Source organism: Veillonella parvula (genome assembly GCF_001553335.1).
GTDB lineage: Bacteria > Bacillota > Negativicutes > Veillonellales > Veillonellaceae > Veillonella > Veillonella parvula_S.
In genome coordinates, this window is sequence record NZ_KQ960784.1 from 207,750 (window position 1) to 224,534 (window position 16,785).

Here is a 16,785-nt window from a genome sequence, read left to right on the forward strand (position 1 = left end):
ACTATTATTCGGCTACTACATTAACCTTGATAGTACTTGTAATTTCAGGATGAACACGAACTAATACGTCATGTACGCCCAATGTTTTCAATGGTTCTTTGATTTCGATTTTCTTTTTATCGATATCTACTTTGTATTGAGCTTTAGCAGCATCGGAAATATCTTTTGCAGTAACGGAACCGAATACGCGACCTTCTTCACCCATGCGAACTTTTACAGTTACTTCAACCTTAGTCAATTGAGCTGCCAAGATTTTAGCTTCGTCATTCGCTACAACCTTGTGGTGAGCAATAGATTCTTGTTTTTGTTTCGCATTGTTTACATTAGTCGTTGTACCTTCAAGACCAAGACCTTTTTTAATCAATACATTACGACCATATGCATCGCTAACTTCAACGATTTCGCCTTTTTTACCAACTTTTTTAACGTCTTCTAACAATACTACTTTCATTATTGTTCCTCCTCTTGTTCTGCGGAATGAAGCGCCTCAAGAGCATGCTCCAAGATGGCCTGCTTCGCTTCCTCTACGGTCATACCTTGTAATTGAGCACCAGCCACGGTTCTGTGACCACCACCACCCAAGGCTTCCATTACAACTTGTACGTTTACCTTGCCTTTGGATCGAGCGCTGACGCCGATACCACCCTCATTCAAGGAATATAGTACAAAGGCTGCTTCAATATCTTCATTACTGATGAGCATATCCGCACTTTGTGCAGCCAACGCCATCATATCCTTCAAACCTTCAGGAGCTACGGAAATAGCAATCCCTTCAGTACGACTTGCTTCAAATACCATTTTAGCACGCAATTGGATAGAATCGAAGGTTTCAATAAATAATTGTTTAACTCGTTCGATATCTGCCCCTGCACGGCGCAAGAATGCTGCCGCCTCAAAGGTACGTGCCCCAGTTTGTTGAACAAAGTTCTTCGTATCTAATACGATACCTGCATAAATGCCTGTAGCTTCCGCTTTTGAAAGTTTCACAGGAACACCTGCATATTGAACAAGCTCTGTTACGAGCTCAGATGTAGATGATGCAGATGGTTCCAAATAGGTAAGCAATGGATTTTCTACAAAGTCCGCTGCACGACGGTGATGGTCGATAACGATGCGTCGTTCAGAAATTTCAAGCGCCTCTTGAGCCGCTACCATTTCTTGACGGTGCGTATCACACACGACAGTGAGCGTATTCGCATCTACCCATACTCTTGCAGCTTCTGCAGTAATAATATTCTCTTGCCAGAACTCTGACTCGTTAAGAACATTCACCATTTTATCGATGGCGCTAGTTTCTTTTGAAAGCGCAATGCGCACGTCTTTACCAAGTGCTCGAGCAATGGCGGCTACACCGATAATACCGCCTAACGCATCGTAATCTTCGCGTTGATGCCCCATGATAAGAATCTTATCAGAATCAATCATAAGCTCATGTATAGCTTGAGATACAACACGAGCACGAACGCGCGTATTCTTCTCAACGCCTGCCGTATTACCGCCAAAGAAGCGCGTACTTTCACCATCCATAATACACACTTGGTCACCACCGCGACCTAATGCGATATCTAAGGCTGCACGAGCTCGGCCAGATACATCTTTCACAGAGCCTACATTTTCACTAATACCAATAGAAATCGTAGCTGGCACCTGACGCGGAGATGGTAATTTACGAACTCTTTCAAGAATTTTAAAACCGTTTTCCTCCATCGCGTGGAGAGCGCCACGAGAAATAGCAAAGGTATACATATCGTCTTGGAAATTACGAATAAAGCCTTCATTACCGTCGATTTCGTCTACAATAATATTGTTAATATCAGTCCAAATATTTGTGTAATCGCGGTCACTGAGGCCTTTCGTCAATTCTTCAAGATTATCAATCTGAATCATACCCCATACAGGCTGACCTTCTTCCGCCTTGATACGCGCCTTTTCTACTTCCGTAATATTCTTGAAGTAAAGCGCCATAACTGCATGTTCAGCCAGTTCATCATCACTATCAATCTCTGGTCGCGTATCGCGAGGATCTATGAATTTGTAAATAATTTGGAAATACTTATCTTCGTATTGTTCCGTCATATATCCAGATTTACCCCAGATTTTATCGATACGGAATCCCGGTAAAAGAGCGGACATTTTTTGAATTTTATTCCAGTCTACTTTAACCCAGTCTGCGAAAACGCTATTGTTCCACACCAATGTGCCTTGCTTATTAACGAGGGCAATCCCCATTGGCAAATTTTGTAAGGCAAAGTTCGAAGCTTGAGTGACGTTCTTCATCATCGCTCCAAGCTGTTCCCTTGCCAAACGACGCCGATTATGAATGGTATTGTAATTAACCAAATATGCCGCTAATACAATGATAAAAGCTAAAATTGCAACGGCCCAGTTTAAATAGGCCAACAATAATAGCAATAATACAATAACGGCAATAATGGAAATTTCTAAACCTTTCCATTTCCGTTGAAAGGATTTCATAACGGCCTCCTTTCTATTAAGAGCTACGTTTTTCGAAACGTGCTCGCATATCTAAAAACATATCAAAAATACCATATATAACGAGTGCCAATGGACTCATCATATACAAAAAAGCTATAATAACAAACTTGAAAAAGCCTGCTAAATTGTAAGACTTCATGATGGATAGTAAGCATGTAATGCCATTAAGGCCACAAATCATAGCACCAAACAAGGCTAGATTAAGACCTATATCAGCAAGAATACTTTCAGTATAACCAAGATATGGTCCAACATAAGCAAGGATAATACCAACCGCTAATACGCCAGCACCCCAAATTGGCATGCGCCACGTATCCATTGTGGGTAACGTACGCATTACACTATTTGTGCGACGACCAATATAGGATACAAGCTTGGCTAAAATATAAATCACTATCGCATTAGCTGCAAACCAATAAGCTAAAAGCATTCGCTTTGCTTGCTGGAACGCAAAATCTAAACGGTTGATATATGCATCCATTTGCTCTTGTGTCATAGGTTGTTGCTTTACAGACTCAATAATAGCATTCTTAAGGTCTACATCAATCATTCGACTAATCTGAGACAAATCAAAAGATGTAAGGCCTGCAGAAATTAAAATTCCTATAAGACTCGTTAAAGTAAGTGCAATAGCTGGTATAACGATGAGCTTACCAAAGGACCAATTCGCTCTAAAAGCTTCACCAAGAAAAATACTCGGCAAAGAATACGCCAAAATAGTAGCCATTGCCATTAATGGACCTACTAAAAGTGAAACGAGAACAAATGCCACCACTGACGCGGCGCAACTATATCGGCTACCCCAACGGATACCAATGAGTGCAATCCCAGAAGGTGCAACTAACGTTGCAAGCAAACTAAGGAAGGGCACTGTCGATCCCACTATAGTTAACATAACAACAATGGTCGATACAAATGCAGTTTCCACCATTGCTCTTGTATTTGTTTTATTCATAAATCACCATTCTTACATAAGAAGATATATTAATTGGTATCTTTTAATTATAACAGTTTAAAAGGGTAACTTCAAATACCCCATATAGTAGACGAATGCGATAGCAATGCTATTAATGGTAGTTTTTATTTCTCTTTTAAAATGTCAAAAGTACCACACCATGAGGTGCGGTACTTTTCTGTATTGTATAAGATTATACGTCTTGAATAATCGGCAAGATCATAGGACGACGGCGAGTTTTTTCATAGAAGAATTTACCCAATACGTCACGTACGTTTTGCTTGATTGTTGTCCAATCTTTGATGCGTTGCATTTCACAATCATCAAGAACTTGTTCTACGCGGCGTTCTGCAGCAAGCATGAGTTCTTCTGCATCACGAACGTATACGAAACCACGAGATACGAGGTCTGGACCGGCTACGATAGTGCCAGAAGCTTTGTCCATCGCCATAACGACGATAACCATACCTTCTTGTGCCAATTGTTGACGATCGCGGATAACGATATTACCTACGTCACCAACACCAAGACCATCAACGAAGATAGCACCAGCTTGTACTCGGCCACCTTTGCGACCACCATCTTTATCAAATTCAAAGATTTGACCATTGTCGCCGATAAGGACCTTCTTAGGATCTACGCCCATAGCCACACCGAGTTCACCATGACGGCGCAACATGCGGTACTCACCATGAACTGGGATAAAGTATTCTGGACGAACAAGGTTAAGCATTGTTTTAAGCTCTTCTTGGCTCGCATGACCAGATACGTGGATACCACGGTCTTTACCGTATACTACATTACAACCTAAACGAAGCAAGTTATCAATAGTTCTACCTACAGCGCCTTCGTTGCCTGGAATTGGTGTAGCAGAGATGATAACCGTATCATTCGGAGCCAATTCTACAGTACGATGGTTGCTTGTTGCCATACGGGACAAGCCTGCCATCGGTTCACCTTGAGAACCAGTTGTTAAGATCATGATTTGGTCATCTGTGTAGTTGTGCATTACGTCTACGTCGATGATTGTATTTGGTGGAATGTTCAAGTAACCGCGTTCTTGTGCGATTTCTGTAACATTTACCATGCTGCGACCCATGACTACAACCTTACGGTTAAACATAACCGCCGCATCAACAGCTTGTTGAATACGGGATACATTAGATGCGAATGTTGCCAAAACAACGCGACCTTTCGCTTCGCCAACCGCTTGTTTAATCGCAGGACCTACGGAGCTTTCAGAGCCTGTAGTACCTGGTTTTTCAACGTTTGTAGAGTCAGACATCAACGCTAATACGCCTTTGTTGCCGAGCTCAGCAAATTTGTGCATATCCATCAAACGGCCATCAACTGGAGTTTGGTCGATTTTAAAGTCACCTGTATGAAGTATAGTACCGATTGGTGTATCAAAATATACAGCGCAGGAGTCAGGAATGGAGTGATTTGTTTGGATAAAACCAACAGTCACTTGACCAATTTGAACTTCATCGCCTGCGGCAATCGTGCGAAGACATTTTGGAGATACCTTATGTTCTTTAAACTTGCCTTCAATTAAGCCACAAACGAGATTTGTTGCATATACTGGGCAGTTAATTTCTTTCATTAGGTACGCCAAGGAGCCGATATGGTCCTCATGACCATGAGTAATTACGACAGCTTTCACACGATCCTTATTCTCGATGATATAGCTCATATCAGGAATAACGATGTCTACGCCAAGCATGTCTTCACTAGGAAACGCAAGACCAGAGTCAAGAACGATAATTTCGTCCTCGTATTGGAAGATGGTCATATTTTTGCCGATTTCACCAAGACCACCAAGTGGGATGATTTGGAATTTACCCTTGTTGGCGCCATTTGGTGTACGACCGATTAACTCCACTTGTTCCTCTTGATGATTCCAGTTCGTGGAACGGTTATTCGGACGGTTGTTATTGCGGTTTTGACCATTTTGGCCGTTGCGACCGTTATTATTAGTACGCGTGTTGCGCGTATTTTCACTACGTTCACCACGCGGTGCACGAGTTTGGCGAGTTTTGCGTTCTTGACCTTCACCTTGCTCAGCGTTGCGACGTGTATTTGTACGGCGAGTCGTATTCGTACGACCACCATTCGCACTTGTGCGAGTATTTGTAGTACGGCGTTGGCGTGTTGTGCCTTCACCTTCACCAGCTGTTTGTTGACGAGTACGACCTTCGCCAGCAGGACGGCGCGTATTTGTACGGCGACGAGTTTGTTTTTGTTCGCCTTCCGCCGCAGCTGTAAGAGTAGCAGTTTTTGCTACTGTCGGCTCTGCTTTCACTTGTGCAGTAACCTGATTATCTGTTGTATTCACAGTTCCTCCTAAAATTTTGTTCATTATTTTATTTAACATAGTTTCTTTTCTCACCTATCACTTGAATTGATCTATGCCACGAGGAAATGCCACACAAAGAAAAAGGCGCTATTATACTAGCGTCTCGTCAAATGGGCGCAAAAATGCGCTATCAAATTTTGCCGTTCCTAGTTTGTGTGCCATTTGCCGCAGCAAATGAGTATAGTGCACTATCAGATACGTCAGCCGCAAAAGACTCATGTATTCGTCCTTATCCGATACGCAGTGCAATATAGTCCGATCTGTTTTGATGAAAGTCTCACTTTCATACGTTGTGCTCATTATAACATAAAAATAATATTAGCAAAAGAGTTCTACTATTGTTTCATTAAAAGTAAAATCAATTCCCTCTACCATTAAAAGGGGCAGCTCAAAGCGAACCGCCCCCAAAATTGCTATTCTTTTTTTATCTTAGGCATTTCATTATAAAAGCCTTCGATACGCCATTCACCATCTTCTTCAAGGAAAGATATATATCGCGTCATGTGACTTGCCTCAACGGCGCCTTCACCAGGCTTAGTGATTTGTAAATCCGCCTCACAAATGATCCGCTTTCTATTATTTACAAAGCTAATTTGTTTCCACCGTAAAGGTCCCACAGTGATTTGCTTCGGTGCAGACTTCATTGATTCTAACCATTTTTGCTTTTCTACGGGATTCGTATTGCCCTGACTCGTAACATAGGTGAAAGCCTTGTCATAGTCCTTTTCATTTACCGCATCAAAATAGCCCTGTGCCGCTGCCTGTGCAGCTTCCTCACTACCTTCGCCAACAATAAGGTTCGTAAGCCATCCACTTAATTTCGTTTTATTATCTGGAGCCATAGAGCTAGAAGAAACACCATATATACAAACGGCACTCACAAGCAATACAACAAGAATTTGAGTCGTTAAAGAACTGCTCGTAGGCGATACTTTCATAATAGAAGCTAACCGGTTATCAATAACGATATTCCTCAACGCCTCACCATATTGATTATCCTCTTGTTTTCCTTTCAAACACATGAAAACAAATAAAATTAATGGTCCAATAAGGGGGATTAGTAATAGAAATATAAGGGCACTACTTTTATCCGTGTCATGAAGGCGACGAACACATAGCGCAAGTAGGGGAATCAACGAAAGAAGCCCAACGGTTATCAGTAAAAACCATGCAAAAAAGATTAAATAAACGCCTAGATTGAGTCCAACCGTAAGTCCATAAAAAACGGCTAGAATTCCAGCCATGACTAATAGCCATATCAACAGAAATCGAAAGAACTCCCCTCGGGAAGCCCGGCCATTTGCATCTATAAATTTACGACCTACTACATAGAGAAATGTATCCTTATAACTTAGCTGATAATGAGCCAAAGGATAGATAATTTCCCCTTCCGGTGCGATTCGCTCAACCTCAACCAGGGACGTATACTGACCGCATTTAGGACAGAACATAGCTGCCTCGTCACAATATTGACGGCAAGAGTCACAATAACGTTTCATATCTATTCTCCTCTATCTCAATACGCGCTCTACAGCTTTAGCAAAACCTTCACGATATAAATTAGCTCCGCCGTTAGCAGGATGTCTAAGTCCGATGGCAGCAAGACCAAATCGGCCCATCGTGTCAGCGGATTTTTGTCCTACCGCGAGTATGAGAGGTTCAGGCCCACCTAATTCATTGTGTAGCTCCAACAACCGTTTCGTATATTCCCAACCCAATTGTTGCTCCGTTTCTGTTGGTGTTCGATTGGTAAGCGGTTCACCCAACTTATGAGGGTGAAAGGGAAATATATTCCACAGCAACGCATCGTACGGATTAATACCTTGTTCAATGATAGCGCTCCACACCACCGTGTCCGTAGGCTCGTTAAAGCCTTGTTCCTGTTGAGTGCGTTTCAACATTGAACTCGTAGGTGAACTAGTCCGCTGTAACGTAATAGGCGTTATCTGATGAGCTCGAATCGCTTTATGTTTATCCAGTAACATACGCTCACAAGTAATGGCAATGCCCGAAAAGCGACCACCTTGATACCCAACCGCTTCAGCTACCACAAAGATTTTAGAGCGACCCAACCGAGGCAACAAATATGCTATCAAATTATTGCGACGCACCTGAGCCGCATCAAAATCGGGTTGAATGATTTCTAGCTCAGAATTTACCTCGCCCCACGGATTGTGGGTAAGCTCACCCCTATATTGACCGAGCCAATCTACAAACTGCTGCACTTTTTCCACTCGCTTCGCATCAAACGACGCAAGATACGCATCAAAATCCATCGCTTTTGCTTCATCTAATTCAAATAAGGACATAGTCCCTCCAAAGTTTATATCCTACAAAACCATACATTAAGCACTTCTTTATATATTGTATTTCTTTATATGCTATATTTATACACTATAACTTATATAACTATAATACTATCGATATATCTATAACACCTAATGATTACACATATTGCATAAGAATAATATTGTATTCATATTACCATGTATTTCTGAAGATTTAATGCAGAATATAAATAAATCTCTAAGGCAAAATATTGATGGATTTAATGTAGAGTCTCGATATATTTGATATAGGATATCCATACGTTTAATGCAGAATATGGATGCAAAGTAGATAAAAAGAGATCTTATATAAAAAACACTTAAATATAAAACTCGATTTTGTCTTCTTTGGCGAGTTGGAATTGTTCAAATATGTGGTTTCGAATATTGACGAAGGACGCCGAGGTCCGGTCCGTCCTATCGATGAGATTGACGGGGATAATGGTTTGCACCCGTCCCGGATTAGCAGCGAGCACTACGACGCGATCCGCAAGAACCACCGCCTCTTCGATATCATGCGTAACGAATACGACCGTTTTACCCTCTTCACGGCAGATACGGGAGATTTCATCCTGTAAATTGATGCGTGTCAACGCATCGAGGGCCCCTAGCGGTTCATCCATGAAGATAATGTCCGGATCGACCGCCAACGCCCGCGCAATGGATACACGTTGCTGCATCCCACCGGACAACTCCGCCGGATAGCGATTGCGCGCATGGTCGAGCCCCACCATTTTCACGTATTTGTCGATGATAGCAGGTCGCTCTTCCTTAGGTACATTCTTGCTTTCAAGGCCCAGTTCAATATTGCTTTCCACCGTTCGCCACGGCAACAGTCCGTAATTTTGAAAGACCGTTACATACCGCAGTTGAGGTGCTTTCACCTCCGCGCCGTCGATGGTAATAGAGCCCGAAGTAACGAGCTCAAAGCCGGCCATAGCATTTAAAAGCGTGCTTTTACCGGACCCGGAAGGACCTAAAAGGCAAATAAATTCACCTCGTTCAATGTCCAGATTAATATTTTCAAGGATGGTGAGCGGTTCTCCATCTTTCATAAATTCCTTGTGTGCATTGCGCACCGAAATGTAACCCATACGTCCACCTCCTATTTCTCAATGCCCCAACGTCTATAAATCCATTTTTCGATGAGGGATACGCCCCAATCGAGCAAAAGACCTACAAAGCCAATCGTCAAAATCGCCACCATCAGAAGGTCGTTACGCAAATTATTCCGCATATCGATGATGAGGAATCCAAGACCCGTCTGAGAGCCTACCATTTCCCCTGTCACCAGGAAGATCCACGCCGTGCCGAGCGCGATGTGAAGGCCCGATGCAATACCGGGAAACACGGCGGGCAATACAATTTTAAATAACAGTTCCGGCTGTTTGATGCCAAAATTTCGAGCCACCTTGATATATACGGGATCGATATTCTGAATCGCGGACACCGTGGACAATAGAACCGGGAAAAACGCCGCGATAAAGATGATAACGATGGCCGGCGCCTGTCCGATACCGAAAAACAGTACGATAAACGGCAACCATGCCACCGGTGAAATAGGACGAATCACCTGAACGATGGGATTTATATAGTTCCAAATGCCTTTATACCAGCCTAAAATAAGGCCTAAAAACACGCCGGCTACGACGGAAATGACATAGCCTATGAAAAAGCGCACCAAACTGTCCGCAACATCCTTGAATAACACGCCGTCTCCGATGAGCTCCCCAAAGCCGAGCAACACTTTGTACGGCGTCGGCAACAAGGCTTCGTTAAATCCGCCGAGGCGAACAACCAGCTCCCAAATTAGCCACGCTGCGATAAATGAGCCCGGCACATATGTATATTTCTTCATGGTCCCCCTCCTATGGTAACAATGTTTGATCTACAAACTCTAAATAGCTCGGCACGTTTTTGATTAAATCAATATGTGTCATGTGATGCACGAGCGCATTGTAACGCTCCTCTGTAAGGGCTAAATCTTTAAACCCAATCACTTTGAGGGAACGTTCAATAACAGGATCCTTAAACTTCATGTATTTTAAGGAAATCTCCTTTTGCGCCTCCGGATGCTCGTCTAAATACGTACCTGCATCGAGATAAGCTTTTGTGAAAGCCTTCGCCAAATCGTGGTGTTCATCGACGAATTGACCGTTGAATACGAGGGCGCAGCAAATATTGTCATGCCATAAGTGATCAGGGTCTTCAAAGACCTTCCCAGCTCCCATTTCTATAGCAAGAGAACCGAAAGGCTCCGCCACGCTATATCCAGCGATTTGACCGACCGACAATGCGGACGGCATTTCGGGAGGACTCATCTCCACTATCTGTACGTCCTTCTCGCTAAGACCCGCCCGTTCAAGCATGAGGTCTACAAGGATTTTTTGAGTTGATTGCTTATGAGGGATAGCAAAGGATTTGCCTTTTAAATCCTGTACAGAGTTAATATTGTTATTTACAACGATAATGTTACCTTCCGTATGACCTAATGCCGTTGCGCGCACATCAATTCCCTGTTCACGAGCCTTTACACCGAGCTCAACGAGAACGGCTGCAGCGTCTACTTTACCGGTGTTGAGCGCATCCATGAGTTCCGGCCAGGAACCGTATTTAACAAGCTCTACATGAACGGGACCATCTGCTGTCTCCAATTCCTTCATAGCAAATACGGGTAGCGCATGCGTAATCGGTAAATACGCAACGCGCACGGTTTTTAATTCTTGGGCGGTCTTTGGTTTACTGTGTTCATGATAACCATACGCTAGCCCACTTACTATCAACAGCACGATAGCAATGAATAGATACCAAAATTTCTTCATAATGTCCCCTCTTTCTACCTCACAACAAGGGGCGTTTATGACTCATATCATTTTCCGCATTTTTCTATACCTTAGATGAAATCAGGCTTTAGAACACCTCGTCTTCTAAACTTAATATAACCTACTATATCAATATGTATTAATTATGTCAATAAATCATATTAATATTGTAGGTATTATTATTTATGTACGAAAAATGTCAATATAGACAAGATCCTATTCATTTAAATAAGCATTTTAATATAAAAGGCAAATAAATAGATAGTATATATAGGATCAACACCAGTAAACTTTCAGATAACATAAAACCGCAAGATTTTAATTAACCAAAAACAGCAAACAACTAATTAACGAAAAGTGGTAAGGTGCTAATTAACAAAAAAACAGATAGTATTCGTTGTGATATGTACCCCCTTTACTAGACAACCAGTAAAGGGGATACATATCATTGGATACTACCTGTTTTTAATGTTTATTAAGTTTTCACAATTATTTGAATAGAGTCTTTTTATTTAATACGTAAACTTCAGATGTACCTGCTTCACTAGACTCAGATACATGTGGATAAATGGAGGACTGATGGAAATGCTTAATTTCCCCTTTTGGAACGATTAACATAAGTGGCTTACCAGATTCGATAATCTTGTTAAATTCCTCTTCACTTACTTGTTCCATAAGATATTTTTTCTGCCATTCAGCGCTACGTTTTTTTAATTTATCTCGATCATCCCAGCGACTTTCATCACCATTAATCTTGATAACCTTATGACCCGTATAATACACAACAGCCGTACTATAGCCGTTATAGTAATAGACATCCCCTTCATAGGAATCCACTACTGGAACAACATCAATATTACTACGTTGCTTAACGAATGGCTCTAAACCTTCCATAACAACTATAGAAGATATAACCATCGTACCAAGGACAATAATTGTAACTAAACGATATCCTCTTTTCGTATACCATGTATAGAACATAGCCAATATTGCCATAGCAACCACGACATAGAGCAAACAATAAAAACCCCATGGTGCGAAGAAAGAACCTGCTACATAAGCAATCCACAAAAGCAACGTCGGCCCCATAATAATCCATTTTAAGGCTCTAGATTTGCCTTTGCGAATAAGTTTCATAACGCCCAAAGCACCAATAGCACTAAATGGGACTAAGCTAACAAAGGTATATAGAGGGTATTTTGTTGCCATCAAGGTGTAGAATAGCACAATTCCAACACCCCAAGTCATATTATAGATAAACCCTGTATGACGTTGTTTAAAACCATCGATTATACCGTAAATAACAGCACCCGTCCACGGCATAGAAGCACCAAGGAAGATAGCGAGATAATACCACCACACATTATCTTCTGGATGCTCCGATTGAGTAGCGCGAGTCACATTGTGAAGCCCTAAGAAGCCATTGATAAAGTCTTGACCATGAACACTGTACATGTACACATACCACGGCAAACAAACTACACAAAAAGCTAAAATGCCACGCCAATCGAAGATGGCTTTCACCATAGACCAAGAACGATTAATACCTGCAAAAACAAGTAGAATCATACCAGGCAACACAATGGCTACCGGACCTTTAGTGAGTACGCCTAACGCTGCGAATACATAGGCTACAATCATGGCATACGGTTTCTGTTCTACCAGTCCCTTGTAGGAGTAAATCATGACCATCAACGTCGTATAGAGGAGCACCATATCCGTAATAACGCCATGTGCTACGGTCCAGAACATGAGAGATGTGCCTAGAACGGATGCCCCAATGAGACCAAGTGCCCACTTACCGCTCATGGTACGCGTAGATTGATACATGGTCGCCACCGACAAAGCACCAAAAATAGCACTCGGTAGGCGCACCACCCAATCAGCAATTCCAAAGATTTTAAAGCCAAGAGCAATGAGCCAATAAATCATGATGGGTTTATCGTACCAATAAGTACCATAAATCTGCGGAGATAGCCAATCACCTGAAAGAACCATTTCCTTTGCTGTTAACGCATAATTAGATTCAACGGGATCTGTAACAGGCAACATATTATTGCCAAACATATAAAACACTAGCCACACAATAAATACGACTGGTGTTAATCGAGAGAGTTTCATAAGGGCCTCCTTATCGACGATTACGATAGTATCTAAAGCCCAGTACTACAGCTATAATGACAAATACAACAATCATAACAATCAAGAACTCATGATTGTACTCGATAAGGTCTTGCCAATTTTCACCAAGCACCTTGCCTAAGTAAACGAGCAAAATCGTCCAAGGAATCGTACCGAGTACCGTCCAGATGATGAAATGCCACATGGGATAGCGTGCCATTCCTGCAGGGAAGGAGATAAAGGTACGAACACCAGGTAAAAGTCGACCAAAAAATACAGCTACACCGCCATATTTATTAAACATCTTTTCTGCCAGTTCAAATTTATGTTCATTAAAGAATATATATTTACCATATTTCAATAATAAAGGGCGCCCACCATGCTCACCCATCCAGTAGGATACCATAGAACCAACAATACCTGCTAAGATACCTACCACCATTGTTGTATGCATATCAAATATGCCTTGAGCTATCAAATACCCCGCAAAACCAAGTACGATTTCACTTGGAATAGGCACGTTAGCATTTTCTAGAACCATTGCAATAAACATGGCCGTATAGCCATATGTTTCCATAAACGAAATAATATATTCCACTATTTTACCTCATTAAAAATCCCCATCCGGGTTCTATAATGTACTTATTCTGGTACATCATTTCGTGAAAATTTCACCCAACCATTTAGTACACTATATATTTTACCATAATAAAGAGACCCTCACCACAGGTGGGGTCTCTTTAAGGTATAAACAGTATGCAATTTTCGAAATAGCTTTTTTGCTATTGTGTACATTTCAGTAAAAACAGCTAACAATTAACTAGTATATAGCATTTAAGTTCCTCTATTTAAGCAAGACCATATGGTACACATATAGGACATGTTTCTTCACTGCGAGGACTTTGTAAAATATCCGCTTTAATACCGAACCACTCTGCTAAATTCTCTGGGGTCATCATCATATGCGGAGTTCCATCACCTACAATAGCTCCCTCTTTAATAGCAATAATGCGGTCACTATAGCGCAAAGCTAGATTCAAATCATGGAGCACCATAACGACCATAATATTTCGTTCCCGCTGTGTGCGTTTAACTAGCTCCATCAACTCAATTTGATGGCGACTATCGAGATAGGTAGTCGGTTCATCGAGGAGTAGAATATTCGGTTCTTGCGCCAAACTTAATGAAAGCCATACGCGCTGCCGTTCACCGCCGGATAGTTCCCCTATTTGCCGATACCGATATTTCCATACATCTGTGCATTTCATCGCCTGCTCCACAGCAGCTAAATCCGCATCAGATAGTTCCTTAAAAATCGATACATACGGATTTCGTCCGGATCGAACCAACTGCTCAACTAACATTCCTTCAGGGGCGGTCGTAATTTGCGGTAACAAAGCTATATGACGCGCTAATTCCTTTGTATTCCACGAATGTAAAGATTTTTCATCTAACGATATAGTCCCTTGTTTTATCTTGATAAGCCGCGCCAAAGCTTTCAAAAACGTTGATTTTCCCGAACCATTTGGACCAATAATAGATATTATTTCCGGTTTATCAAAGACGATAGATTGATTCTCCAGTATCAATCGTTTTCCATAGCCTACCGTTATATTATCGACGATTAACACACTCATCTTTGCCCCACCCCTTTCAATAGATACAAGAAGAATGGAGCACCCAAGAAGCTCATCAGTACGCCTACAGGAATTTCACCAGGCGCAATCATCATGCGCGCCAATGTATCTGCATAAACAATTAATATACCACCAAAGACCATAGACGTAGGAATCAAGTAACGGTAATCCACACCTACGATGAGGCGCGCCACATGAGGCACTATAAGACCTACAAATCCCAACATCCCCGACACGCTCACCGCTGATGCGGCTAACAAAGAGGCTAATACGAGTAAGGACAATCGACATCTTTCAACATGTACCCCCAAGGTACGTGCCGTGTCATCACCTAAACTGAGCAATGTAAGCCATCTGATAGATATCATAGATCCAATAATACCTATAGCCGTATAAGGCCAAATCATCATCACATCGTCCCAGCTGCGCCCTACAAAACCACCTGCCATCCAGCTCACCGTTCCTTGAACACGATCCGGATAAAACACGGACAGAATCGTATTAAACCCGCCGAAGAAAGCCGCTACAGCCACACCGGCTAAGATAAGGCGCAACGGATTAAGTCCACCTTGCCAAGAAATACCGTAAACCAAAAACGATGCCACTAACGCACCAACAAAAGCACCAATAGGAACAAGCATAACGTAAGTAGGCATGAGAATCATGATGATCATAGCCGCCAAAGCACCGCCAGAGGTAATACCGATAATGCCGGGATCCGCCAAAGGATTTCGCAAGATGCCTTGTAAAATCACGCCAGCTAAGGCAAGATTCATGCCCGCTAAAAAGCCCACTACAACACGTGGTAAACGTATAGTCATGATAATTTGACCAATTTTCGATGTGTCGCCACCCGTTATGATTTGGTATAATTCGCCCCAAGTTAATGGAACGGCGCCCAATTTCATACTCAGCAACACCCCTGCTATTAACAGAATCAGCGCAGCCACAAAAACGCGTAAGCCACGACGTTCCTGCACATTAATGAGATTCTCCATATAACACCTTTTCCGCATATAATAACACTTGATCCATTCGAGCGGTCGGCACCGACGCAAACAACGGACCTGGCAAGACCTCTATATTCCCATTAGCAATAGCAGGTACATTTTGCCATGCCGGCGTTTTAAAAGCCTTTTTAAAAGCTGCTATATCTTTCTCACCGCTACTGCCATGATTAATCAAGATAACCTTGTCACAATCAAGAACGGCCATCGTCTCCAGATTAAGCGGAATATATCCATCCAAAGCATTCTCAGATACATCTTGCGGCAAATATACATCAGCCACATTTTTTGCCCCTAATCGTTGGAAAATATCTCCCACATATGTTTTACTGGAGGCTAGTTGGTAACTCGTAGGTGTCCCAAAAACGATGAGAACACGCGGTGCAGACTCATCTTTATGACGCTGTATGATTTCCGTTAGGATATCATTATATTTCTGGACCAACGTAGCCGCCTCCCTATTATGACCAGTCATGGTGCCCACATGTCGAATATGGTCCATGATGTCATCATAATTGGAGGATAAATGGTAAAAGCTAGGAATATGATTCGCATTAAATGCTTTGCGTAACGTCGTTTGAAACGGCATGGCAATGCCGATAACGAGATTCGGGTCGGACATAATAATTCGTTCAATACTTGGAGATACAGCACTATTCATATTCGGATACTGTGCAATTTTAGCCTGCACATCTGCCGGTAACTCCCTTGAATTTACTACGCCTACGGGGCTAACACCTAAAGCGATGAGTAATTCACTATCCGCCGAAGAAATGGATACTACACGACTTGCTACACTCGGCAACGACACAATTTGCTTCGTATCATCTTCAATCTGAATAGCACCAGCCTCGCTGAATACCTCTCGCTTACCTTCAAAACTTATAACCGTAGTGAAAGCTCCCACAACGGCAACAATCCCCAATAAACATAATAACGGCTTATTGATAATGATCACCTCGCAGATTACTTATGCAAGCTAAACCTCATACATTATAGTTTCAAATTAATGCCACTATATTACATACACCAATACATATGCATATATTTCATTCATACATTAA

15 protein-coding genes are annotated in these 16,785 nt (G+C 42.0%); 1 reads left to right on the forward strand and 14 read right to left on the reverse strand.

Going from position 1 to position 16,785, the window contains the following annotated elements:
• Positions 1–4: 4 nt before the first annotated feature.
• The 4 genes from rplI to HMPREF1865_RS02900 all read right to left on the reverse strand — a co-directional run bounded on the left by rplI (position 5) and on the right by HMPREF1865_RS02900 (position 5,825).
• A complete protein-coding gene (gene rplI / locus HMPREF1865_RS02885; RefSeq protein ID WP_060919130.1) occupies positions 5–451 on the reverse strand; it encodes a 50S ribosomal protein L9 in 447 nt (148 codons plus the stop codon).
• Positions 451–2,475, reverse strand: coding sequence for a DHH family phosphoesterase (locus tag HMPREF1865_RS02890; RefSeq protein ID WP_060919131.1), 2,025 nt, complete (start codon positions 2,473–2,475; stop codon positions 451–453). The genes rplI and HMPREF1865_RS02890 overlap by 1 nt, the downstream gene beginning before the upstream one ends.
• 16 nt (positions 2,476–2,491) lie before the next feature.
• Positions 2,492–3,451, reverse strand: coding sequence for a DUF2232 domain-containing protein (locus tag HMPREF1865_RS02895; RefSeq protein ID WP_060919132.1), 960 nt, complete (start codon positions 3,449–3,451; stop codon positions 2,492–2,494).
• 193 nt (positions 3,452–3,644) lie between these two features.
• Complete coding sequence (locus HMPREF1865_RS02900; RefSeq protein ID WP_072270787.1) at positions 3,645–5,825, reverse strand: ribonuclease J; 2,181 nt, start codon at positions 5,823–5,825, stop codon at positions 3,645–3,647.
• 47 nt (positions 5,826–5,872) lie between these two features.
• On the opposite strand from HMPREF1865_RS02900, the gene HMPREF1865_RS09350 reads away from it, so the two are divergent.
• Positions 5,873–6,061 carry a hypothetical protein gene (locus tag HMPREF1865_RS09350; protein ID WP_072270788.1) on the forward strand — a complete coding sequence of 63 codons (189 nt, stop codon included), beginning with the start codon at positions 5,873–5,875 and terminating at the stop codon, positions 6,059–6,061.
• Between the two features lie 159 nt (positions 6,062–6,220).
• Here the strand turns inward: HMPREF1865_RS09350 and HMPREF1865_RS02905 are convergent, their stop codons facing one another.
• The 10 genes from HMPREF1865_RS02905 to HMPREF1865_RS02950 all read right to left on the reverse strand — a co-directional run bounded on the left by HMPREF1865_RS02905 (position 6,221) and on the right by HMPREF1865_RS02950 (position 16,679).
• Positions 6,221–7,306, reverse strand: a complete 1,086-nt coding sequence (locus HMPREF1865_RS02905) for a DUF805 domain-containing protein (RefSeq protein ID WP_060919133.1) — start codon at positions 7,304–7,306, stop codon at positions 6,221–6,223.
• A 12-nt stretch (positions 7,307–7,318) separates the two neighbouring features.
• The gene (locus tag HMPREF1865_RS02910) at positions 7,319–8,116 is read right to left on the reverse strand and encodes a uracil-DNA glycosylase (RefSeq protein ID WP_060919134.1); all 798 of its coding nucleotides are present in this window, start codon (positions 8,114–8,116) and stop codon (positions 7,319–7,321) included.
• 338 nt (positions 8,117–8,454) lie between these two features.
• On the reverse strand, positions 8,455–9,228 hold the full coding sequence (locus HMPREF1865_RS02915) for an ABC transporter ATP-binding protein (protein WP_004698211.1): 774 nt from the start codon (positions 9,226–9,228) through the stop codon (positions 8,455–8,457).
• A gap of 11 nt (positions 9,229–9,239) precedes the next feature.
• A complete protein-coding gene (locus HMPREF1865_RS02920) occupies positions 9,240–9,992 on the reverse strand; it encodes an ABC transporter permease (RefSeq protein WP_060919135.1) in 753 nt (250 codons plus the stop codon).
• 10 nt (positions 9,993–10,002) lie between these two features.
• The gene (locus HMPREF1865_RS02925; protein WP_060919136.1) at positions 10,003–10,956 is read right to left on the reverse strand and encodes an ABC transporter substrate-binding protein; all 954 of its coding nucleotides are present in this window, start codon (positions 10,954–10,956) and stop codon (positions 10,003–10,005) included.
• Positions 10,957–11,445: 489 nt separating this feature from the next.
• Entirely contained in the window at positions 11,446–13,077 is a 1,632-nt protein-coding gene (locus tag HMPREF1865_RS02930; protein WP_060919137.1) for an ArnT family glycosyltransferase, read from the reverse strand.
• 10 nt (positions 13,078–13,087) lie between these two features.
• A complete protein-coding gene (locus HMPREF1865_RS02935; RefSeq protein WP_060919138.1) occupies positions 13,088–13,675 on the reverse strand; it encodes a DedA family protein in 588 nt (195 codons plus the stop codon).
• A 250-nt stretch (positions 13,676–13,925) separates the two neighbouring features.
• Positions 13,926–14,714: an ABC transporter ATP-binding protein gene (locus HMPREF1865_RS02940; RefSeq protein ID WP_060919139.1), complete on the reverse strand. Its 789-nt coding sequence runs from the start codon at positions 14,712–14,714 to the stop codon at positions 13,926–13,928.
• Positions 14,711–15,712 (reverse strand): FecCD family ABC transporter permease, encoded by a 1,002-nt coding sequence (locus HMPREF1865_RS02945; RefSeq protein WP_060919140.1) that lies wholly within the window; start codon positions 15,710–15,712, stop codon positions 14,711–14,713. The genes HMPREF1865_RS02940 and HMPREF1865_RS02945 overlap by 4 nt, the downstream gene beginning before the upstream one ends.
• Positions 15,696–16,679: an ABC transporter substrate-binding protein gene (locus HMPREF1865_RS02950; RefSeq protein WP_060919141.1), complete on the reverse strand. Its 984-nt coding sequence runs from the start codon at positions 16,677–16,679 to the stop codon at positions 15,696–15,698. Before HMPREF1865_RS02950 ends, HMPREF1865_RS02945 begins: the two co-directional genes overlap by 17 nt.
• Positions 16,680–16,785: the final 106 nt, after the last annotated feature.